The organism is Streptomyces sp. NPDC001604 (assembly GCF_042893475.1).
In the GTDB taxonomy this organism is placed as follows: Bacteria; Actinomycetota; Actinomycetes; order Streptomycetales; family Streptomycetaceae; genus Streptomyces.
The window spans coordinates 907,698-928,730 of sequence record NZ_JBIAUY010000001.1 but is presented as its reverse complement, the minus strand read 5'-3'; the positions used below and the strand labels follow the sequence as shown (position 1 = coordinate 928,730).

17 protein-coding genes and 2 tRNA genes are annotated in these 21,033 nt (G+C 70.2%); 12 read left to right on the top strand and 7 right to left on the bottom strand.

The annotated features are described in order from the left end of the window. Positions 1–13: 13 nt before the first annotated feature. Positions 14–871, top strand: coding sequence for a fumarylacetoacetate hydrolase family protein (locus ACFY1E_RS04240; RefSeq protein ID WP_389071170.1), 858 nt, complete (start codon positions 14–16; stop codon positions 869–871). A gap of 123 nt (positions 872–994) precedes the next feature. Here ACFY1E_RS04240 and ACFY1E_RS04235 read toward each other — a convergent pair whose 3' ends face one another. Next, positions 995–1,501 carry a heme-degrading domain-containing protein gene (locus tag ACFY1E_RS04235; protein WP_389071168.1) on the bottom strand — a complete coding sequence of 169 codons (507 nt, stop codon included), beginning with the start codon at positions 1,499–1,501 and terminating at the stop codon, positions 995–997. Next, positions 1,498–2,571 carry a Gfo/Idh/MocA family oxidoreductase gene (locus ACFY1E_RS04230; RefSeq protein ID WP_389071166.1) on the bottom strand — a complete coding sequence of 358 codons (1,074 nt, stop codon included), beginning with the start codon at positions 2,569–2,571 and terminating at the stop codon, positions 1,498–1,500. The genes ACFY1E_RS04235 and ACFY1E_RS04230 overlap by 4 nt, the downstream gene beginning before the upstream one ends. A gap of 108 nt (positions 2,572–2,679) precedes the next feature. Here ACFY1E_RS04230 and ACFY1E_RS04225 point away from each other — a divergent pair, with 108 nt between their 5' ends. The 6 genes from ACFY1E_RS04225 to ACFY1E_RS04200 all read left to right on the top strand — a co-directional run bounded on the left by ACFY1E_RS04225 (position 2,680) and on the right by ACFY1E_RS04200 (position 8,839). Continuing rightward, entirely contained in the window at positions 2,680–3,759 is a 1,080-nt protein-coding gene (locus ACFY1E_RS04225) for an ROK family protein (RefSeq protein ID WP_389071632.1), read from the top strand. A 375-nt stretch (positions 3,760–4,134) separates the two neighbouring features. Further along, positions 4,135–4,875, top strand: coding sequence for a hypothetical protein (locus ACFY1E_RS04220; protein WP_389071629.1), 741 nt, complete (start codon positions 4,135–4,137; stop codon positions 4,873–4,875). Between the two features lie 86 nt (positions 4,876–4,961). Beyond that, on the top strand, positions 4,962–5,741 hold the full coding sequence (locus ACFY1E_RS04215; RefSeq protein WP_389071164.1) for an HAD-IIA family hydrolase: 780 nt from the start codon (positions 4,962–4,964) through the stop codon (positions 5,739–5,741). Positions 5,742–5,834: 93 nt separating this feature from the next. Next, a complete protein-coding gene (locus tag ACFY1E_RS04210) occupies positions 5,835–6,395 on the top strand; it encodes a hypothetical protein (RefSeq protein WP_389071162.1) in 561 nt (186 codons plus the stop codon). 4 nt (positions 6,396–6,399) lie between these two features. After that, positions 6,400–7,065, top strand: coding sequence for a class F sortase (locus ACFY1E_RS04205; protein ID WP_389071159.1), 666 nt, complete (start codon positions 6,400–6,402; stop codon positions 7,063–7,065). Positions 7,066–7,825: 760 nt separating this feature from the next. Then, on the top strand, positions 7,826–8,839 hold the full coding sequence (locus ACFY1E_RS04200; protein ID WP_389071157.1) for a glycoside hydrolase family 6 protein: 1,014 nt from the start codon (positions 7,826–7,828) through the stop codon (positions 8,837–8,839). Positions 8,840–8,927: 88 nt separating this feature from the next. Here the strand turns inward: ACFY1E_RS04200 and ACFY1E_RS04195 are convergent, their stop codons facing one another. From ACFY1E_RS04195 to ACFY1E_RS04185, 3 genes are all read right to left on the bottom strand, one after another. Beyond that, entirely contained in the window at positions 8,928–10,865 is a 1,938-nt protein-coding gene (locus ACFY1E_RS04195) for a galactose oxidase-like domain-containing protein (protein WP_389071155.1), read from the bottom strand. Beyond that, complete coding sequence (locus ACFY1E_RS04190) at positions 10,862–12,868, bottom strand: glycosyltransferase family 2 protein (protein WP_389071153.1); 2,007 nt, start codon at positions 12,866–12,868, stop codon at positions 10,862–10,864. Before ACFY1E_RS04190 ends, ACFY1E_RS04195 begins: the two co-directional genes overlap by 4 nt. Before the next feature lie 710 nt (positions 12,869–13,578). Further along, positions 13,579–13,652, bottom strand: a tRNA-Lys gene (locus tag ACFY1E_RS04185). A gap of 187 nt (positions 13,653–13,839) precedes the next feature. On the opposite strand from ACFY1E_RS04185, the gene ACFY1E_RS04180 reads away from it, so the two are divergent. From ACFY1E_RS04180 to ACFY1E_RS04160, 5 genes are all read left to right on the top strand, one after another. Further along, a complete protein-coding gene (locus ACFY1E_RS04180; RefSeq protein WP_389071150.1) occupies positions 13,840–15,144 on the top strand; it encodes a peptidoglycan-binding protein in 1,305 nt (434 codons plus the stop codon). A 105-nt stretch (positions 15,145–15,249) separates the two neighbouring features. Then, the gene (locus tag ACFY1E_RS04175; protein ID WP_389071148.1) at positions 15,250–16,362 is read left to right on the top strand and encodes an SPFH domain-containing protein; all 1,113 of its coding nucleotides are present in this window, start codon (positions 15,250–15,252) and stop codon (positions 16,360–16,362) included. 113 nt (positions 16,363–16,475) lie between these two features. Continuing rightward, positions 16,476–17,081 carry a lytic polysaccharide monooxygenase gene (locus tag ACFY1E_RS04170; protein ID WP_389071145.1) on the top strand — a complete coding sequence of 202 codons (606 nt, stop codon included), beginning with the start codon at positions 16,476–16,478 and terminating at the stop codon, positions 17,079–17,081. Positions 17,082–17,171: 90 nt separating this feature from the next. Further along, positions 17,172–17,699 carry a DUF3592 domain-containing protein gene (locus ACFY1E_RS04165; protein ID WP_389071143.1) on the top strand — a complete coding sequence of 176 codons (528 nt, stop codon included), beginning with the start codon at positions 17,172–17,174 and terminating at the stop codon, positions 17,697–17,699. Between the two features lie 40 nt (positions 17,700–17,739). Then, positions 17,740–19,383 carry a long-chain-fatty-acid--CoA ligase gene (locus ACFY1E_RS04160; protein WP_389071140.1) on the top strand — a complete coding sequence of 548 codons (1,644 nt, stop codon included), beginning with the start codon at positions 17,740–17,742 and terminating at the stop codon, positions 19,381–19,383. Between the two features lie 648 nt (positions 19,384–20,031). On the opposite strand, the gene ACFY1E_RS04155 is transcribed toward ACFY1E_RS04160, so the two are convergent. Both ACFY1E_RS04155 and ACFY1E_RS04150 read right to left on the bottom strand, forming a co-directional pair. Then, positions 20,032–20,105: transfer RNA gene (locus ACFY1E_RS04155), tRNA-Lys, on the bottom strand. Positions 20,106–20,211: 106 nt separating this feature from the next. Continuing rightward, entirely contained in the window at positions 20,212–20,970 is a 759-nt protein-coding gene (locus ACFY1E_RS04150) for an IclR family transcriptional regulator (protein ID WP_389071138.1), read from the bottom strand. Between the last annotated feature and the right edge of the window lie 63 nt (positions 20,971–21,033).

The window sequence follows — 21,033 nt, the reverse complement described above, 5'->3', positions numbered from 1 at the left end:
GGAGAAAGTGATCATGAAGCTGCTGCGAGTCGGTACGGCGGGAGCGGAGACGCCTGCGCTGCTCGACGCCGAGGGGGTTCTGCGGGACCTGTCCGGTGTCGTGACCGACATCGACGGGACATTGCTCGCCGACGACGAGGCGCTCGGCCGGATCCGCGCCGCCGCCGACGCCGGCGAGCTGCCCGCGCTGGACGCCACCGGGCTGCGGGTCGGGCCCCCGGTGGGGCGGATCGGCAAGATCGTGTGCATCGGGTTGAACTACCACGACCACGCCCGCGAGACCGGGGCCGAGCCGCCCGCCGAGCCGGTGATCTTCTTCAAGGCGGCGGACACGGTGGTCGGGCCCTATGACACCGTGCTCGTGCCGCGGCGGTCGGTGAAGACCGACTGGGAGGTCGAGCTGGCCGTCGTCATCGGGCGTACGGCCCGGTATCTGTCGGACGACGAGGATCCGCTGGCGTACGTCGCCGGGTACGCGGTCGCGCACGACGTGTCCGAGCGGGAGTTCCAGATCGAGCGGGGCGGGACCTGGGACAAGGGGAAGAACTGCGAGACGTTCAATCCGCTGGGGCCGTGGTTGGTGACGGCGGACGAGGTGGGTGATCCGCAGGATCTGTCGTTGAAGCTGTGGGTCAACGGGGAGTTGAAGCAGGACGGGACCACGGCTGAGCAGATCTTCTCCGTGCGGGAAGTTGTGCGGTACGTCAGCCAGTTCATGACGCTGTACCCCGGGGATGTCATCAATACGGGGACTCCGGCCGGGGTTGCCATGGGGGCGCCTGAGCCGAAGCCGTTCCTGCGGGGCGGGGATGTTGTGGAGCTGGAGATTTCGGGGCTTGGGCGGCAGCGGCAGGAGTTCAAGGACGCCTAGGCGCTCCGCCGGGAGAGCCGGGGAACTGCGGTGGTTCGTCGCCTGCGGGCCGTCTGTGGCTGGTCGCGCCCACGCGGCGGAGCCGCAAATCGATACAGCCCCGCGCCCCTTGCGGGGCGCTGCTCACCCCTTGTGCAGGAACTCCTCCAGGGCCTCCACCACGAAGCGGTGGTCCGCCAGTTGGGGGAGTCCCGATACCGTCACCGCGCCGACGACTCCCACGCCCAGGACGTTGATCGGGAAGGAGCCGCCGTGGGCCGCGTACTCGTCGGGGTCCAGGCGGGAGGAGTCCTCGAAGGTGGTGCCCTTGGCGCGGAAGCGGGCGCCGACCAGGTAGGAGGCGGAGCCGTAGCGTTCGACCACGCGGCGCTTGCGGGTGATCCAGGCGTCGTTGTCCGGGGTCGAGCCCGGCAGCGCCGCGTGGAAGAGCTGCTGGCCCGCGCGGTGGATGTCGATCGCGACCGGGGCCTGGCGCTCGCGGGCCATCTCCACCAGCAGGGAACCCAGCGCCCAGGCGTCCTCATAGGTGAACTGGCTGAAGACCAGGTGTCGTTCCTGCGCCTCCAGTTCCTCCAGGGGCGGGGTGAGCTCCGGGTGGAACTTCGGGGTGATCTCCTGGTTGTGCGTCACAGCGCCACCGCCACTCCGTCTCGGGCCGAACGGCGGGCCGCCTCGAGCACATCGAGGGCGGCGGCCGCCTCCAGAGCGGTCACCGGGTTGGGACCGTCGTCGTTGAGGGCCCTGGTCACGGCCGCATAGTAGGCCGGATAGTCGCCGGGCAGGGTGGGTTCGGCGCGGCCTCCTCCGGTCAGCGGGGACTCGCCGGAACCGACGCGACCCCACAGCGACTCGGGTTCCGTGCCCCAGTCGGCGGTCGTCCCCGGGCGCTCGCCGTCCCGCAGCGCCGCCTCCTGCGGATCGAGGCCGTACTTGACGTAGCCCGCCTTCGAGCCCAGCACCCGGAAGCGCGGCCCGAGTTGGGCGGCCGTGGCGGAGACGTACAGGTGGGAGCGCACGCCGCTGGTGTGCGTGACGGCGATGAACGTGTCGTCGTCCGTCTCGGCGCCCGGGCGGCGGATGTCCGACTCGGCGTAGACCTGTGCCGCAGGGCCGAAGAGGACCAGCGCCTGGTCGACGACATGGCTGCCGAGGTCGTAGAGCAGACCTCCGATCTCTGCGGGGTCGCCGGACTCGCGCCAGCCGCCCTTCGGCTGTGGACGCCAGCGCTCGAAGCGGGACTCGAAGCGCCACACGTCGCCCAACTCGCCCTCGGCCAGCAGCTTGCGGAGGGTCAGGAAGTCGTTGTCCCAGCGGCGGTTCTGGTAGACGGAGAGCAGCAGGCCGCGGTCCTCGGCGAGGGCGGCCAGCTCACGTGCCTCGGCCGCCGTGCCCGCGACGGGCTTGTCGACGACCACCGGGAGGCCGGCCTTCAGGGCGGTGGCCGCCAGCGGGACATGGGTCCTGTTCGGGGACGCGATGACGACGAGGTCCAGCTCGGTGGCGCGGTCGAACAGCTCCTCGGGGGCCGCCGCGATCCGTACGTCCGGGTACTCGGCGCGGGCCTGCTGCTGCCGCTCGGGGTTCGAGGTGACCACCGTGTCGAGGGCGAGGCCCTCGGTGGCGGTGATCAGCGGGGCGTGGAAGACGGAGCCCGCGAGGCCGTAGCCGACGAGGCCCACGCGCAGAGGAGTGCGAGTCATGCACTCCACTTTCGCAACGCTGTTGCCAAAGTGCAAGCGGGGGAGAATGGAGTCGTGGACAGGACGAACGCTGGGGCGGCGGCAGGAACAGGGGCCGGACGGGCGGGGATGGCGGGCCCCGGCGGTGTCAATCTGCCGGTGCTGCGCAGCCACAACACGGCGCTTGTGCTCGATCTGCTGCGCACGGCAGGGGAGGAGGGCATCAGCCGGCTGGAGCTCGCGGAGCGGACCGGGCTGACCCCGCAGGCCGTCAGCAAGATCACCGGACGGCTGCGGGACGAGGGGCTGGCGACGGAGGCGGGTCGCAGGGCGTCGACAGGAGGCAAGCCCCCTACGGTGCTGCGGCTGGTGCCCGAGGCGGGCCACGCCGTCGGGCTGCACCTGGACCGCGACGAACTGCGGGCGGTACTGGTCGACCTCACGGGGACCGTGCTGGGGGAGCGGCGCACCTCGCTGGACATGGGGGCGGGGGCCGAGGCCGTCGTCGCCGCGCTGGCGGAGGAGACGGTCGCGCTCATGGCGGGGGACTCGGGCGCCGGTTCCGTCCTCGGCGTCGGTGTCGCGCTCCCCGGTCCGCTCGACCACAACCGGGGTGTCCTGCACCGCGTGACGGGGTTCCCCGAGTGGAACGGCTTCCCCCTGCGGGACGCGCTCGCGCGGCGGCTCGGGGGGCCGGTCGTCGTCGACAAGGACACCAATGCGGCTGCGCTGGCACTCGCCGTCGGGGGCGAGCGAGGGTCCTTCGCCTATCTGCATCTCGCCACAGGGCTCGGCGCCGGGCTCGTCATCGGCGGTGCCGTGCACCGGGGGGCCCGTACCGGGGCCGGGGAGTTCGGGCACCAGGTCGTCCAACTGGACGGACCGCCGTGCGGCTGCGGCAACCGCGGCTGCATCGAGGCGCTGTGCCTGGCCGCGATGGCACGCGGCGCGGTCGACGAGGCGGCGCACGTTCTCGGCATCGGCGCCGGCAACCTGGTCGCCCTGCTCGACATCGACCTCGTACTCCTCGGCGGCCGTACCGTCACCGCCGCCCCGGACGCCTTCCTGCGAGGAGTGCGCACCGTCCTCGTCGAACGCGCCGGCCGCCTGGGCGAGCCCCCGGTACCGGTCCGACTCGCCTCCGGCGGCGTGGCCGAGGGAGCGGCACAGCTGATCCTGGCAGGGCTTTTCAGCCCGTCCGGGGCCTGATTTCCAGCCCGTCCGGGGTTTGGTTTCCATCCCGTCCGGGGTTTGGTTTCCCCCCGTCCGGGGGTTGATTTTCAGCCCGTCCGGGCTTGGTCTTTCAGCCGGGGCGGGCTTGGTCTTCCAGCCTTCCGAGCTTGGTCTTCCAGCCCTCCGGGCTTGACCTCTCAGCCCGTCCGGCGTTTGAGGACGAGGCCGTTCAGGCCGAAAGCGGGGGTCTGGGGGCGCAGCCCCCAGGGTCGGGAAGGGAAGGGGCGGCGGGGGCGAAACACCCCCGGACGCCCGGCGGCGCCTCCCGCATGCGCTGAACGAGCGGACCTCACCCCCCGCACGGAGCGGCACCGCCCCCCACCGGCCGGCCAAAGGCAGACTCACGTGTCCATGCGACCCTGCACGCCCGTCTCCCTCTGCCTGGCGGCAGCCGCCCTGCTCCCCGCGGCACCCCCGGCGCATGCCGCCGACGCCCCCACCTGCGCCGCCCCCGACGCCCGCCGCTTCCCCCTCACCACCCGCATCCACGGCGGCCCCGACACCTATGAAGCGGGCGGCGGATACGGCATCTGGTATCTGGACCTCACCAACACCACCACCCGGACCTGCGGAAACATCCACCCGGTCGTGGTACTCGTAGACGACAGGCACGAGCTGACGCCCTCGCAGCCCCACCTGGAGTTCTACGACGGCCCCCACCCGCACCCCGTCCAGTTCGAGACCACCGACGAGGACGAACTGGTCGGGCCCTTCGACGACGGCTTCCCCGGGTTCACCGTCGGCCCCCGACGGACCGTCACCGTGAAGATCCGCCTCGCCATCACCTCGGACGCGGCACCCAACCAGGTCACCGCCGACGCCGCCGTAGTCCAGCGCCGGGGCGACGACGGCGACTGGGTCGGGCAGTCCAACGACTACGCCTTCCGCATCCACAACGACGCGAGCCCCACACCCGACCCCACCACCACGGGAACCGGCACCACTCCGCCCAGCCGCGCCCCCCGCCTCCCCTTCGCCGACGAACTCGCCCGCACCGGCCTCGGCACCCCCGGCGTCGCCCTCGCCACCGCCTCGGTCCTCGTCACCGGCGGTGCGCTGCTGCTGGCCCGCAGACAGCGCAGGCGCCGCTGAGACGCCCATTCCGCAAGATCCGGCCAGTGTCTACGCTGGGGGCGCACGCAGCACCGCGTACATGCGTACGGCAGGAGATCCCGCACATGGCAGAACGCAGGCCCATCGAGTCGTGGCTCACCGACATGGACGGTGTGCTCATCCACGAGGGCGTACCGATCCCCGGCGCCGACGACTTCCTCAAGAAGCTGCGCGAGTCCGGCAAGCCCTTCCTGGTCCTCACCAACAACTCGATCTACACCCCACGCGACCTGCACGCCCGGCTGCGCCGCATGGGTCTGGACGTGCCGGTCGAGTCCATCTGGACCTCCGCCCTGGCCACCGCCCAGTTCCTGGACGACCAGCGGCCGGGCGGCTCGGCCTATGTCATCGGCGAGGCGGGCCTGACCACGGCCCTGCACGACATCGGCTACATCCTCACCGACCACGAGCCGGACTACGTCGTCCTCGGCGAGACCCGCACGTACTCCTTCGAGGCCATGACCAAGGCCGTACGGCTGATCAACGACGGGGCCCGCTTCATCTGCACCAACCCCGACGAGACCGGCCCCTCCACCGAGGGCCCGCTGCCCGCCACCGGCGCGGTCGCCGCGCTGATCACCAAGGCGACCGGCAAGAAGCCGTACTTCGCGGGCAAGCCCAACCCGCTGATGATGCGGACGGGTCTCAACGCCATCGGGGCGCACTCCGAGACCAGCGCGATGATCGGCGACCGCATGGACACCGACGTACTGGCCGGCATGGAGGCCGGAATGCAGACGTTCCTGGTGCTCACGGGGCTGACCCGGCCGGAGCAGGTCGAGAACTTCCCGTACCGGCCGTCCAAGGTCGTGGACTCGATCGCGGACCTCGTCGACCGGGTCTGAAACCCTGATTGACCCATTCGGAGCAATGCGGCCCCGCTGAGGATGCGGGGCCCCGGTCCGCGGGGGAGTCTCCAGATATCTGGAGGTTTCACGATGGGTTCACTACGTCTCACACTCTGTACGGGGGCCCTGGCCGTCTGCGCCCTCGCCCCGCCGGTGTACGCGGTCGACGCGGGCGGAGCCGGTATCTCTGTGAGCCCCTCGTCCCCCGCACCGGGGGCGGACGTCGCGCTCCATGTGGCCGGCTGCTCGGCGAAGGCGGGGAGCGCCTCGTCCAGGGCGTTCGTCGCGGACGTGCGACTCGCGGGCGTCGACGGCACCCTCACCGGGAACAGCCGCGTGCGCGCCTCGGCCGAGCCCGGCTCCTACGACGTCAAGGTCACCTGCGGGGGCGCCGTCACCACGGGCAGGATCACCGTCGTATCCCCGTCCCCGTCTCCCTCCCCGTCCAAGTCCCAGCCGGCCTCGCATCCCGCGGAGTCCCCCGTCGCCCCTGTCCACGCGGGCGGGGGTGGCACCGCGCACTTCGCCACCGTGGACGTCCGCGAGGCCGGTCCCGGCACGGGGCAGGCGGTGACCGGGCTGGTGCTCGTGGCCGCGGCCGCGGGTGCCGTCGCGGTCCTGAGCGCGCGCCGGAGCCGCGGAACGGACTGACCCCATGTCCGACGAAGAACACCCCTCCGGCTCCGGGCGCCTCCTGATGGCTCTGACCTGGGCGGCGCTGCTGTTCGCGCTGTGGCAGTGGGGGGTGCAGGTGACCGACGTACGGCAGGACACGACCGCACCCGCCACCGGTGACATGGGCGCGGTCGGACGGCCGCCCGACACGGAACTGCCGCCCGCCGCCCGCCCGTTGGGGAACGCGCTGCCGCAGCGCATCGACATTCCCGCCCTGGGTGTCCAGGCGCCCGTGGCGCCTCGAGGCCTGGACCGGCAGGGAGCGATCGAACCGCCGCCCTTCAACCAGGCGGGCACCGTCGGGTGGTACGCGGCCGGGACCCGACCGGGCGCCGCCGGGGCCGCGCTGATGGTGGGTCACCTCGACACCGAGACCAAGCCCGCCGTCTTCTACAAGCTGAGCTCCCTGCGACCGGGCCAGACCGTCCGGGTCACCCGCGACGACGGCAAGGCCGCCGAGTTCACCGTCGAGGACGTCCAGGTCCAGAACCGCGACCACTTCGACGCCCGGCAGGCCTACGGACCACGCCGACCCGGGCGGGCGGAGCTCCGGCTGATCACCTGCGGGGGCACCTTCGACCGGGACAGCGGCAACTACACGGCGAACGTGATCGTCTCGGCCTACCTCACAGGAACCGGCCACTGACCGCCTACACCTGGCCCGACCGGCGGCCTGGGCTGGTCCTCGACCGCGCGCGCTCGGGTTGAGGGAGTGCTGCACGATTCCGGGGGCTGACCCGCGGACCCCCAGCTGGGGCGTCTGGTGTGGAGATCGCGAGGCAGTCCTGGCTACCGGCGCCGGGGCGTCCGCACCCGGCCGGGCCGGTGGCCTGCTCCCCCCCTGAAACCCTTGACCGCGGGCGCACGGTTTGCGGGAGTGCTGGACCATTCCGGGGGCTGGCCCCCGGGCTCCCAGCGGAAAGGCAGGTCGCCGGGGTGTGTGGTGTGGAGATCGCGAGGCAGTCCTGGCTACCGGCGCCGGGGGCGCCTGCACCTGGCCCGGTCGGCGGCCTGCTCCCCCTGAAGCCGCCGACCGGGCTGGTCCTCAACCGCGCGCGCTCGGGTTGCGGGAGTAACCCGGCGACCGGCGCGGGAGGTCATGGGGCCACAGCGGCGAGGACCGGCCGGGGGCTGGGGCCGTCTGAGACGACTCTAGAACGGATGAGCGCCACAGCCTAGAGGCCGTATGACGCCAGGTCCCGTTACCGTGGCTCTCCGTCATACACGCTGGTGAACGACGGTCCATCAGGGGTTCTACGACGATCCGCCGGACCGGCCGGGTGCTGCCGTGCCACCCCGGCCGTGCCGCTGTAACAGCTCGCCGACAAGGCCCGGGCGACCTCGTGGGCGAAGGGGGCCGTATGTCAGGATTGAGACTCGGACCAGTGCACCCAAGGGGGAGTTGGATGTACGGCATGAGGGGGGCCGGAGTGAGGGCTTCCGCGGCGGTGCTGGGGGCGGCGCTGCTGGTCGCGGGATGTTCCTCCGGGGGCGGCGACGACAAGAACGCCGGCGCGAAGATCACCCAACAGCCCAAGGACAGCGACCCGTTCTGGGTCAACCCGGACGGCAACGCGGCACGTCAGGTCGCCGCCTACGCCAAGTCCGGCAAGGACTCCGAAGCCGAGCAGATCCGCAAGATCGCCGAGCAGCCGACTGGCGAGTGGATCGGCCCGGAGAACCCCGAGCAGGAGGCACAGGGCTTCACGGAGGCCGCCGACAAGGCCGGCCGCACGGCCCTGCTGGTCCTCTACAACATCCCGCACCGCGACTGCGGCCAGTACTCCCAGGGCGGCGCGGCCGACGGCAACGCCTACCGCGCCTGGATCGACGGCGTGGCCACCGGCATCGGGGACCGCGCCGCCATGGTGATCCTCGAGCCGGACGCCGTACTGCACCTGGTGGACGGCTGCACCCAGCCCCAGTTCCAGGAGGAGCGCTACAGCCTCCTCAACTACGCCATCACCAAGCTCAAGTCCCTGAAGAACACCAAGGTCTACCTGGACGCGGGCAACGCCGGCTGGGGCCACCCCGACCAGATCTTCCAGCCCCTCCAGCGCGCGGGCGTGGGCCAGGCCGACGGCTTCTCGGTCAACGTCTCCAACTTCTACTCCACCCAGGACTCCATCGCGTACGGCAAGCAGCTGTCCGCAAAGGTGAACGACAAACACTTCGTCATCGACACCAGCCGCAACGGCAACGGCCCCTACACGGCAGGCAAGCCGGACGAGAACTGGTGCAACCCGCCCGGCCGCAAACTGGGCGAGACCCCCACGACGAAAACAGCGGATCCCCTGGTGGACGCGTACCTGTGGGTCAAACGCCCCGGCGAATCGGACGGCACCTGCAAGGGCGGCCCCAAGGCAGGCGAATGGTGGCCCGCCTACGCATTGAAGCTGGCGGAAGGGTCAGGTCTTTAGGGGCGCGGGGCTGTGACATGTGCGGCTCCGCCGCGGGAGCGCGACAAGCCACAGCGCTCCCGCACCCCGAAAACAACCCGCGGGAGCGCTACGGAACCCTCACCCACTGCGCCTTCGACGGCGTCCCCTGATCGTCATCGACGAACAGCATGTACCACCCGGACGTCACCAGATTCCGGTTTTTCGGCACAGTAACCGTGATCTTGTCCCCGGACACCTTGTAGTCCAACGCAATGGACCGCTGATCGACATCAGTCACATGCGTCGACGCACTGGGTCGAATCAACCGCACCTTCTTGATCGCCGAAGCCTGCGGTGACGTGAATGTCCCCGACCCGCCCCGGGCAATGGTCTGCGGCCCCCCGGACAGCGAAGGCCGCGAATCCCGATAAAGATAGGGCGGCGTGTACATCTCGATCCGCTGCTCGAACTTCCCCGGCTTCGTGTTCGCCTTGTCGCCGTACAGCGAGTCCGAGCCGAAGAACATCACCCGCCCGTCCGGCAGCAGAATCGACCCGGAGTGGTAGTTCCGCCCCACCTCGGGATCGGCGACCCGCTGGAACGTATTGGTGTCCGGGTGATAGATCCGGGCCTGCAGGATGTTGGAGTCGCTGCGCCCGCGATAGTCCTCCGACCCGCCGGACACCAGCACCGTGTCGTCCGGCAGCACCGAGGACTGCGGATACCGCGTCCCCTTCTCCAGAGTCGGCCCGTCCACGAACTTCGGGTTGCTGTCCTTCAGATCGATCAGCCGCGTCTTGTTGCTGGACAGCTTGGACTCGCCGACCCCGCCACCGCCGATCACCATGAACTTCTCGTTCTGTGCCGGAGGCAGCAGAACCGTTCCGGACGTCTCCATCTCGTTGGCGTCGCTCAGCCCGGGCAGCTTGGTGAACTGGTTCGTATCGACGTCCCAGATACCCGGAACACGGCCGACGTTGTCGGGCCCGTAGCCCGCATTCGAACCCGAATAGAAGATCTTGCCGTTCTGCATCAGGAACAACGCCGGATACGTCGGGAACTGCCGGATCTTCGACGTGTACGTCCACTTCTTGGTCTTCGGGTCGAAGACCTCGTTCTTGCCCGGCACCAGCTGCCCGATGTCGTCGAGCCCGGACACACTGAGGATCCTGCCGTCCGACAGAGTCGTCAGCGTCGGATACCAGCGAGCCTCGTTCATCGGGTCGACCTTGATGTACTTCTCGGCCACCGGGTCGAACTCGAAGGCGTCCCGGATTCCCTGGAAGTCCTTCTTGTCGAGGGCGAGCTTCTGCGCGATGCCGTACGTGTTGCGTGCGTCGGCGCCGTTCAGGCCCTGGATCCGGTAGTTGTCCTGGGTACCGGTCTCGTACTTCGATCCGCTCTTCTTCGCCTCAACGTAAATACGGCCGAGCCCCGGGTCGTTGCGCAGGAACTTCCCCGTCTTCGGGTCGAAGACCTTCTTCGCGCGCGGCACGAGCACCGGGTCCTTGGACACGAAGGTCTTGCCGTTCTCCTTGCCCGTGAACGCCGTTCCCGCGGGCAGCGTCATCGGCTTGTCCGGGTTCTCGTTGTGCACCACCATCAGGCCGCCGGCCTTGGTGACGTCACCCTTCAGCTTCTCGTACCGCTTCGTCCCGCCCGCGATCAGCAGATTGCCGTTCGCCAACTGGGTGTGGCCGGTGCAGAACAGGTCCTTGGGCGTCGGGATCTTCTTGATCGTGCCCTTGACCGGGTCCCAGATCCGGGTGTCGAACTTCTTCGCGTTGAAGTTGTCCTGGTTGTTTCCCGAGCCGGCGATCAGCAGCACCTTGCCGGTGCGCAGCAGCGCCGCGTGGATGGTGTCCTGGCGGAACTCCGGCGGGAACTCGATGATGTCCCAGTGCCCGTTCTTCGCCTTGTACTCGGGTCTGTTGATCTTGTACTGGTGGTATTTCTCGGTGCCGACGCGGTAGAGCCACGGCCCGTTCATCCCGGCCAGCGCGAGCACCACCGCCGTGCCGATCGCAAGTCGACGGGCGCGGCGGCGGCCTGCACGGTCGTTCATTCCTTACGTCCCCCAAATCCACCGAGAGCGATCTGCATCGTCTGGTCACTGCCTGCGCCCGAGCCCCCGCCGGAGGCGACCCAGCTGGGCTTCTGCCCCGAGCCGTGCGGCGACTGCGGCGCGTGCTGCCCGGGCAGCGGCTTCGGCTGGTACGCCGCAGCTGGCACCGCCGAGTCCTGCGGCTCCTCGTACAGCGGCACGGGCGGCTGCTTCTTCGCCTGCCTGAGGCCGTAGCGCCAGGCGAAGATCGGCGACGCGGTGATCAGCAGGGCGAAGGTGGCCCAGGTGATCATCGCCGGGTGCGAGTGCCCGAGTGTGATACCGGCGGCGATCGAGCCACCGAAGACCAGGATGAAGAACAGGTGGATCCGGAAGGTCCCGAACAGGGTGTCCGGGCTGGCCGATTCGCCCTTGGGCGTCACCACGAACTTGCTCTTGCGGCGCAGCACGGTGTCCATCAGTGAGCGTGCGTAGATGGGCGCCGAGAGAGCCGACATCACCATGCCCGCCACCCCGCCGGAGCCCTCGGGCTCGTGCGGGGAGACGTTGTGCCGGCGGTTCCAGACGTACAGGCCGATCTGCAGCGCGGACGCGTTGCCGTACAGCATCAGCCAGACCGTCGGGTCGATGTTCACACCCGAGGCCCCCAGACCGAGGAACAGCGCACAACTCAGCGCCGCCAGGATCCAGTTGAGAGCGGACATCGGGTAGAAGATGATCATCATCGTGTAGTTGAAGAGCTTGCCCGGAGGCAGGGAGAACCAGCCCTTCCAGTACTGCTTCAGGATCGTCTCGTAGGTGCCCCGGGACCAGCGCAGCTGCTGCGTGAAGAAGTCCGTCCAGGCACCCGGGCCCTCGCCCACCGCGAGCACGTCCGGCGTGTACACCGACCGCCACTTCTTCCCCGTCGCCGGGTTCCGGTGCCGGTGGATCTCGAAGCCGGTGGCCATGTCCTCGGTGATCGAGTCGTACAGGCCGCCGATCTGCTTGAGCGCCTTGATGCGTACGGCGTTCGACGTACCGACGAACATCGGGGCGCCGTAGCGGTTTCCGGCCCGCTGGATGAGGGCGTGGAAGAGGAACTGCTGGGATTCGGCCGCCTTGGTGATGGGGTTGTCGTAGTTGCCGTACACCTGCGGGCCGATGACGAAGCCGACGTCCGGGTCGCGGAAGAAGCCGAGCATCCGCTCCAGGTAGTTGGGCAGCGGCACGTGGTCGGTGTCGACGGAGGCGAAGAAGTCGTAGTCGTCGCCGTGCGCCTCGAGCCAGGCGTTGTAGTTGCCGTGCTTGGTCTTGGCGCGGTGCGGGCCCTTCTTCTGGTTCCACTTCTCGACGCCCTTGCGGGAGAAGTGGTGCACGCCGAGGCGCTCGCAGACCGCCTTCACCTCGGGGTCGTCGCCCTCGTCGAGCAGCCAGACGTGCAGAAGCCCCCGGTGGCGCAGCCGCACGGCCGCCTCCAGGGTCTTCGTCACCATCTCCAGGGGTTCCTTGCCGGGCACGTACGTCGTGATGAACGCCACTCTGGTGCCGGTCTCCGGGACCACCGGGATGGGGTCGCGGGCGACCAGCGTGGCGTGCGCGTTGGACAGCACGTTCATGCAGCGGAAGAACTCGATCAGACCGATCGAGACGAGCATGACGACGTCCAGCGCCGGCAGGAAGCTGAAGGCGGGGTAGTCGCGCTCGGTCCAGTGCTGCGGCTGCAGCAGCCAGCCGAGCAGGATCAGCGAGAGCAGCGGCGCGGCGCCCAGCATCAGGGCGGCGCGCAGCCGGTGGGGCTCCTGCGAGAGCAGCGAGCGGTACTGCACCTTGTACGGCTTGCTCGGGTCGGGCTGGGTGAGGGGACCGGCCAGCCGGCTGTAGTGCTCGTAGTCGTATCTCGGAAGGGTCTTCTTGATGCGCCGGAACTGGCCTGTCGTGCTGTTCCGGTGGGACTCCACCCTGAGCTGGGTTGTTTCTGACGGGTCGAAGTTATGCCGGGCGCCCGTCGGCGTCGACGTCATGAGTCATCCCCCCACACGCAGGTCGCCGCGTGTTGTGTCGGTTCCTTCCACCTGCGGTCGAGTCCCCCTCGACTCCCCACGGGCGGATCAGTGACCGGCCGCAGTCACCACACTTTCCACACCCAAAGACATGGAACCGCGACCTTCCGGTTGCATGATGCCCCCCTCGGCATCCGCTCGTGAACGGGGCCCCCTATCCCCACGAACCCGGCAACCGCTTACTTGCCCCCCAACTGCCGCGTATCCGCAGCATCTTGGAAAACAGGGTTCTACGGCGTTCATCATGATCGCAAGACGCGAAACGCGGTGTTTACCGGTCATACGCGTTCATTGTGGCGCGTGTGGGGGTCCTGTGGACCAGTTGTGGACAGCAGGGCGCAGATGTTGCCCGCGGGTCACCTTCAGGTCCTGGGGCGCGCCGCCCGGATCCGTCCGTACGCGGCGGAAGGCGTCGGGTGGCGTGAAACGCGCGGTCGGTGTCCGCGGGGCCGGCGCCTCCTTGCGGCGCTCCGTCGGGTGCGCGGGACGGGGTCGGTGTCCGCGAGGCCCGCGCCCCCTTGCGGCGCTCCGCCGGGTGAGCGGGACGGGGCCGTCGGGCGTCTGCGGCTCCGTCGTGGCTGGTCGCGCAGTTCCCCGCGCCCCTTCGGGGCGGCTGCCCTCCAGAGCACATGCAAGAGGCCCCCCGCTTCCGCGGAGGGCCTTGCTGTCTGTGCGCCGCCAGGGACTCGAACCCCGGACCCGCTGATTAAGAGTCAGCTGCTCTAACCAACTGAGCTAGCGGCGCCTGCTGACGTCGTAACTCTACCGGACGGTCGGGGGTGCTCCGGACCACCCGTCCCGGTGGGCCCCGGGGTCACGGGCGGCGCTTGTACATCATTCGGACCGTCAACATGCGCGTCGGGAAGAGGGTTGGGAAACTGATCATCGTGGACAGGCCCGGTCATTTTCATCTGGAGTGTGAGGGGAATCGCATGGCGACTCCGGTATTCGAGGAATTCGATCCGGCGAACGACTGCGACTGCCCGGGATGTGCGCACTGGCGGAGTGTTCTGCCGTATTCGCGGGCGGTACGGCACCCGGCGGCCCGCCGCGCCGTGATCGTGGCGGCCGCCGCGTCCGCGGCCCTCGGCGCCGGGCACGTGGCACCGGCGCTCGCCGCCCCGCAGGTACCGCCCGGGCCGGGCGTCTCCGCAGGCAGCGAGGTTGCCACCCCGCAGGGGCACCGGGCGCCGCTGCACGGCAGGGGCGGCCCGCCCGTCGAGCCCGCGAGTGACGTCAAGGCGCCCCAGACCACCCGCGCGGACATCATCACCCGGGCCAAGAAATGGGTCGACGCGAAGGTGCCGTACAGCATGGAGGCCTACTGGTCCGACGGTTACCGACAGGACTGTTCGGGCTATGTATCGATGGCCTGGGGACTGCCCGGAAACGAATGGACGGGGACCCTGGGCAAGTTCGCGGAGCGCATCACCAAGGATGAACTGCAGCCCGGCGACATTCTGCTGTTCCACAATCCGCAGAACCCGGAGAGGGGCTCGCACGTCGTCATCTTCGGCGGCTGGAAGGACTACACGCACACCTCGTACCTCGCCTACGAGCAGCGTCCCCCGCAGGCCCGCCGCAAGGAGACCCCGTACGCCTACTGGCACCAGTCGAACCGCTACGTCCCCTACCGCTACAAGGGGCTCAAGGAGGACCCGGCCGCCGGTCCGGACAGGCCGAATCCGCCGGGCGTCGTGGCGCCGTACCCGGGAGCGGCGTACTTCGGCCCCGGCGCGAACAACAAGTACGTGACCCAGCTCGGGCAGATGCTCGTCGCGCGCGGTGCCGGGCAGTACTACGCACTGGGCCCCGGCCCGCGCTGGTCGGACGCGGACCGCCGGGCCACCGGGGCCTTCCAGCAGGCCCAGGGCTGGAACGGCGCGGAGATGCGCGGGCTGCCGGGGCCGCAGACCTGGGACCTGCTGGTGTCGGGCAAGGGCAAGGACATCGCTCCGGCCGACGCGCCGGATCCGCAGGTGCCCTCGTCCCACGGGGTGCCGGGCTATCCGGGACGGGCGATGTTCCGCCCCGGCGCCTCCAACCCTTACGTCACCCAGCTGGGGGAGCAGCTGGTGAAGAAGGGGTTCGACAAGTACTACACGGCCGACCCGGGGCCGGACTGGGACGAGGAGGACCGGCGCAACGTCGAGGACTTCCAGCGCTCCCAGGGCTGGCGGGGCGGCGCGGCGGACGGCGTCCCGGGCCCTGAGACCTGGCGGCGCCTCTTCTCCTGAGCGCTTCCGCCACTGCCTGCTTTGTCTGTTTCCGAGCGGTTTGGTTGACCCATCTGTTGTGACCCATCTGTTGTGACGCATCTGGCGCGGAGGCTGGAGGCACGCATGAGTACGACGACCACTTCACAGACGCCCGAGTCCGAGGGGCCGGGCAGACCCGGTCGCCTCATCCAGAACGAGGCGACCACCGAGATCCCCGTCCATCTGCTGTTCCGCGACGAAACGGCCCCGGTGTCCGTGCCGCTCAGGCCGACGGTGGTCGGCCGCCGGCAGGGAACGGGCGAACAGCCGCGGTTCCGGCGCCCGACTGCGGTGAAGCCGCGGTCCGCGCCCGAGGTCGACCCGGACCTGGGCGAGCGGCCCGCCAGGGTGCTGCCCGCGACGGCGGGTGTCCTGGCCGGGGCCTGCGGGGCGGCGGGCTGCGTGGCGACCTCGTGGTGGGCTGGCGTCCTGCCGTCCCTCGCGGTGACGGCGCTACGGCTGCCGGTGCACCCGGGCGCCGGGCTCGGCCCCGCGCAGTGGGCGGCCTACGCGGGCGCCGCGACGCTGGGCTTCTTCGGGTTCGGCGGCCTCGCCCGCGGCCGGACCGGACGGGCCTGGGTGCTGGGGCTGTACGGCCGCTACCGGGGCACCGTCCGGCGCACCGGCCTGATGTGGGTCAACCCGCTGCATCTGCGCCGCCGGGTCGACGTACGGCTGCGGCACTGGCGCAGCGAGGAGATGCCCGCGGCCGACGGCAACGGGGTCGCACTGCGGGTCGTGGTGCTGGTGGTGTGGCGGGTGCGGGACACCGCACGGGCGGTGCTGGGCATCGAGGACCACGAGACCTATCTGCGCGAGTGCGTGGAGGCGGCCCTGGCGCGGGTCGCGGTGGAGGCGCCCGGTGCGTCGAAGGGTTCGGTGGAGGCCGTCACGGAGGCGCTGACCCGGCTGACGGCGGCGGACGCCGCGCCGGTCGGGCTCGAGGTGTTCTCGGTGCAGCCGGTCCGCGTCGAGTACGCCCCCGAGGTGGCCGCCGCGATGCAGCGCCGCCGTATCGCCGCCCTGGACGCAGAGCACCGCGCGACCGTGCTCACCTCGGTCGTCGACTCGGTGGAGGACACCGTGACGCGGCTGACCGTGCGGGGCCTGGTGGAGTTGGACGACTACGAACGCAAGGCGCTGGTGAAGGACCTGACGGTGGCGTTCTGTGCCGGGCGCACCGAACCGGGCCCGTGATGGCGCGGCCATGTCGTGTGCATGGACATGGCCAACAATCGGCAATAACCTGAGACTTGGTCTAGACCTGCACGCCTCATGGAACTTCCCCCACGTTCTTCAGGAGCGGCAGCATGCGCAAAAAGACCAAGTGGTACGCCGCCGCGCTCGGACTCGCCACGGCAGGAGCCTTCGTGCTCTCCGCCGGAGGCGCGAGCGGCCACGGCTACACCGACCTCCCCGTCAGCAGGCAGAAGCTCTGCCAGAACGGCACCGTGACCAACTGCGGCGAGATCCAGTACGAGCCGCAGAGCGTCGAGGGCCCCAAGGGCTTCCCCGCCGCCGGACCGGCCGACGGCGCCATCTGCTCGGGCGGCAACGCCCGCTTCTCCCAGCTCGACAGCCCGCAGACCCCCTCGGGCGGCGCCTGGCCCACCACCAGGGTGACCGGCGGGCAGAGCTACACCTTCCGCTGGCAGTTCACCGCCATGCACGCCACCACCGACTTCAAGTACTACGTCACCCGGCAGGGCTGGAACCAGAACCACAACCTGGCCCGCTCCGACCTCAACACGACACCGTTCCTGACGGTGCCGTACAACGGGCAGCGGCCGCCGGCCACCCTCTCCCACAGCGGCACACTGCCGTCCGGGCTGAGCGGCCACCACGTCATCGTCGCCGTATGGACGATCGCGGACACGGGCAACGCCTTCTACGCCTGCTCGGACGTCAGGTTCTGAGGGTTCCTTGAGCCAATGGCGCGGTCGGCGTGGGTAGGTTCCTGCCACGCCGACCGAACGGGGGCGGCGTACCAAGACCGGGGGACCCCCATGGACGTGATCTTCTACCTCGTGCCCAGCCTGATCCTGGCTGTGGTCCTCCTCGGCGCGTACGCCGTGGTGCGTCGCGCACTGCGGATCCGTAGCGCCTGGAACAGCGGGCTGACGGCCGAGGGCCGCTGTCTGCGGATGTTCACGACGACCCATGGCGGCGGTGGCGACTCGTCGGTGAGCACCACGCTGCACCACGTATACGAGTTCACCGCGCGCGACGGCCGTGTCGTCCGCTTCGAGGAGGAGAACGGCCCGTCGACGATCGTCGAGGGTGACTTCGTCACCGTCTACTACCAGGACGGCGGTAAGGGCGGCGCTGAGGTCGTCGCCACGGCCAAGCCGCCACGGCGGGCCGGGCTGGCGGCGTCCACCGTCGCCATGCTGGCCTTCCTCGGGGTGGTCGCGGTGTTCTGCGTCGGCTTCATGGTCACGTTCCACACGTCGTCCGACGAGTCCGGTTTCGGCGACGGCACCGACGACACCACCAACACCGTCGTGGTGGACGGCGTCACGATGACCCCGTGACCCTCCACATCTGACGGTCCATCAACTACCGTGCGCCGTCATGGAGTCCAGGGAGTCCATCAGGCGTACGGTAGCGGAGCTCGTAGCCGAGCGGTGGGGTGACCACCGCCCCGGCCTGTGGTACGAGGACCTGGTCCTCACCCACCACGAAGTGGCCGCCGGCGCCGCGGCCCGCGCGGCTCTGCTGGCCGACCTGCTGCCGCCGGGCGCCGAGCCGCACGTGGGCGTGCTGCTCGACAACACCCCCGAATACCCCCTGTGGCTGGGCGCCGCATCGCTGGCCGGAGCGGCGGTCGCCGGGATCAATCCCACCCGCCGGGGACCGGAGCTGGCCCGCGACATCCTGCACACCGAGTGCCGGATCGTCCTCACCGAGCGCACCCATCTCCCGCTCCTGCGTGGCCTCGATCTCCCGGGCGTACGCCTTCTGCTGACCGACGGCGAGGAGTACGACAACCTGCTCGCTTCGTATACGGACGCCGCACCGGACGCCTCCCGGGCCACTCCCGACGACCGCCTCCTCCTCTACTTCACCTCGGGCTCGACCGGGGCCCCGAAGGCCGCGATCTGCAGCCAGGGGCGGCTGGCCGCCGCGGGAGCCTCGCTGGTCGGCCAGTTCGGGGTGCGCCCCGACGACGTGCACTACATCTGCATGCCGATGTTCCACGGCAACGCGGTGATCGCCGACTGGGCGCCCGCGCTGGCGGCCGGCGCGGGTGTGGCGCTGCGGCGGCGGTTCTCGGCGTCGGGGTTCCTGACGGACGTGCGGAAGTACGGGGCGACGTACTTCACGTATGTGGGGCGCGCCGTTCAGTACATCCTCGCCACCGTGGAGCGCGAGGACGACCGGGACAATCCGCTGCGGCTCGGCTTCGGCACGGAGGCGGGGGCGGTGGACGCGGCGGCCTTCGAGCGGCGGTTCGGGGTGCGGCTGGTGGAGGGGTACGGGTCGTCGGAGGGCGGGGCGGCCGTGCAGTGGTCGCCGGGGACACCGGCCGGGGCGGTGGGGAAGGCGGCGCCCGGACTCGTCGTACTCGATCCACGGACCCGTGCGGAGTGCCCGCCCGCGGTGTTCGACGCGGCAGGGCGGCTGCTCAACGGGGACGAGGCCATAGGGGAGCTGGTGAACCAGGGGCCGAACCCCTTCGAGGGGTACTGGCGCAACCCCGCGGCGGAGGCCGAGCGGCTCCACGACGGCTGGTACTGGACCGGTGACCTCTTCTACCGGGACGCCGCCGGCTACCTCTACTTCGCCGGCCGCACCGACGACCGCCTCCGCGTCGACAGCGAGAACCTGGCGGCCGCGATGATCGAGAACATCCTCGCCCGGTACGAGGGCGCCGACGCCGTCGCCGTGTACGCCGTGCCCGATCCGGTGACCGGGGACCAGGTGATGGCGACGATCGCCGGGAGCTTCGACCCGGCGGGTTTCGCCGACTTCCTGGCCGCCCAGCCCGACCTCGGGACGAAGATGGCACCCAGGTTCGTACGGGTCGTGGACCGGATGCCGGTCACGGCCACGAACAAGATCCACCGCGCCCAGCTCAGAAGGGAGGGCCTCCGCTGCACCGACCCACTGTGGTGGCGCCCGCCGACCGACCAGACCCCCACCTACCGAAGGCTGCCCATCAACGACCGGAAAGCCGCCGACACCCCTCCCACTCCGGGGAGAGACCTCGCCTGAGGGGCCGCGGGCGACAATGCCCCGCCGTGGGCGGTGTCACGGCCGGGGCTGAGTCCTCTGCGCTGTGGCCGCGGGAGCCGCTGCCGCTGGTGGAAGGGGCGCGGGTGGCAACGCCCTCACCGTGCGGGGTGTCATAGCCGGGGGCTGGCTTCTTCACCCTGCGCCCGCGACGGCCGCCGGTGGAAAGGGGGACGGGTGGCAATGCCCCCACGGTGCGCCGTGTCCGGGAGGGGATTTCTTCACTCTGTGGCCGCGGGAGCCGCTGCCGCTGGTGAAGGGGGCGCGGGTGGCAACGCCCTCACCGTGCGGGATGTCATATCCGGAGGTTGACTTCTTCACCCTGCGGCCGCGGCACCGCTGGTTAAAGGGGGCCGCCGGTGGCAAACGCGCCTACCGCGCGGTGTCATGTCCGGGGGCTTCTTCACTCTGTGCCCGCGGGAGCCGCTAAAGAGGGACGCGGGCGGCAACGCGCCCGCCGTGGGCGGTTTCGCAGCGGGGGGCTGGCTTCTTCACCCTGCGCCGACGGCAGCCGCCGGTAAAAGGGGGGTGTGGGTGGCGAAGCCCCCACAACGCGCGGCGAAGCCGCGCAAAAACAACGATGGCGAGGTGGTTCGCGCTTTCCGCGAACACGCCTCGCCATCGCCATCGTGCGCCGCCAGGGACTCGAACCCCGGACCCGCTGATTAAGAGTCAGCTGCTCTAACCAACTGAGCTAGCGGCGCATGACTCACGCCGACCGCGTTTCACGTTTTTGTGTCTCGCGGGTGGCGACGAAGAAAATAGTACCTGGTCCGGAGGGGTGCTCCGGACCACCCTGCCGATGTCGGCCTAGATCGCCAGGGACAGCAGTACGGGCGCCGCGTTCCGGTTCAGGGTGTCCGCGGCCTGGCGGAGGCGGTGGGCGTCCTCGACGGGCAGGGAGAGGGCCAGGCAGCCGACCGAGGAGCCGGCGCTGATCGGGACGGCGGCGCAGACCGTGCCGACCGCGTACTCCTGGAGGTCCAGATGGGGCACGGTGGGCGGCTGGGACTCCAGGCGGGAGAGCAGGAGCCGGTCGCTGGTGATCGTGCGCGAGGTGAGCCGGGCCAGCTTGTGGCGGGAGAGGTGGTCGCGCCGGCTGTTGTGGTCCAGCTGGCCGAGGAGGCTCTTGCCGATCGCGGTGGCGTGGGCCGAGTAGCGGAAGTCGACCCACTCGTTGACCACCGGGGTGGTCGGGCCGTCGGCGTACTGGGCGATCTTGACCTCGCCGTCCACGTACCGGCTCAGGTACACGGCCGCACCCACCGAGTCGCGCAGCCGGTCCAGGGTGCGCTGGAGCTTCTCGCGCAGCGCCTGCTCGCGGCCCTGTGCGGAGCCGAGGCGGGTGAGCGCGTCGCCGGTGACATAGGCGCCGTCGGTGATCTGCTCGACGTAGCCCTCTCGGCGCAGCATCCTCAGGAGCGTGGTCAGCCGCTCCGGGGTGAGGCCGGTCAGCCTGGCGAGCTCGGTGTCGGTGACTCCGGTGGTGTGCCGTGCCACGGTCTCCAGGACGCGCAGGGCGTCCTGGGCCGAGTGGTACGGCGCGGTCGGCTCGTGCTTCAGCGCCACGGTGGTCCCCCTGCGCTCGCTCTACAACTGGGCCGTATTGCGGACAGCGAATCTCTTCCACGA

Bases quoted from the DNA above. Each gene is read 5' to 3' on its own strand.
- ACFY1E_RS04240 (WP_389071170.1), top strand. From the start codon at position 14: ATGAAGCTGCTGCGAGTCGGTACGGCGGGAGCGGAGACGCCTGCGCTG.
- ACFY1E_RS04230 (WP_389071166.1), bottom strand. From the start codon at position 2,571: ATGACTCGCACTCCTCTGCGCGTGGGCCTCGTCGGCTACGGCCTCGCG.
- ACFY1E_RS04225 (WP_389071632.1), top strand. From the start codon at position 2,680: ATGGCGGGCCCCGGCGGTGTCAATCTGCCGGTGCTGCGCAGCCACAAC.
- ACFY1E_RS04220 (WP_389071629.1), top strand. From the start codon at position 4,135: ATGCGACCCTGCACGCCCGTCTCCCTCTGCCTGGCGGCAGCCGCCCTG.
- ACFY1E_RS04215 (WP_389071164.1), top strand. From the start codon at position 4,962: ATGGCAGAACGCAGGCCCATCGAGTCGTGGCTCACCGACATGGACGGT.
- ACFY1E_RS04210 (WP_389071162.1), top strand. From the start codon at position 5,835: ATGGGTTCACTACGTCTCACACTCTGTACGGGGGCCCTGGCCGTCTGC.
- ACFY1E_RS04205 (WP_389071159.1), top strand. From the start codon at position 6,400: ATGTCCGACGAAGAACACCCCTCCGGCTCCGGGCGCCTCCTGATGGCT.
- ACFY1E_RS04200 (WP_389071157.1), top strand. From the start codon at position 7,826: ATGTACGGCATGAGGGGGGCCGGAGTGAGGGCTTCCGCGGCGGTGCTG.
- ACFY1E_RS04195 (WP_389071155.1), bottom strand. From the start codon at position 10,865: ATGAACGACCGTGCAGGCCGCCGCCGCGCCCGTCGACTTGCGATCGGC.
- ACFY1E_RS04190 (WP_389071153.1), bottom strand. From the start codon at position 12,868: ATGACGTCGACGCCGACGGGCGCCCGGCATAACTTCGACCCGTCAGAA.
- ACFY1E_RS04180 (WP_389071150.1), top strand. From the start codon at position 13,840: ATGGCGACTCCGGTATTCGAGGAATTCGATCCGGCGAACGACTGCGAC.
- ACFY1E_RS04175 (WP_389071148.1), top strand. From the start codon at position 15,250: ATGAGTACGACGACCACTTCACAGACGCCCGAGTCCGAGGGGCCGGGC.
- ACFY1E_RS04170 (WP_389071145.1), top strand. From the start codon at position 16,476: ATGCGCAAAAAGACCAAGTGGTACGCCGCCGCGCTCGGACTCGCCACG.
- ACFY1E_RS04165 (WP_389071143.1), top strand. From the start codon at position 17,172: ATGGACGTGATCTTCTACCTCGTGCCCAGCCTGATCCTGGCTGTGGTC.
- ACFY1E_RS04160 (WP_389071140.1), top strand. From the start codon at position 17,740: ATGGAGTCCAGGGAGTCCATCAGGCGTACGGTAGCGGAGCTCGTAGCC.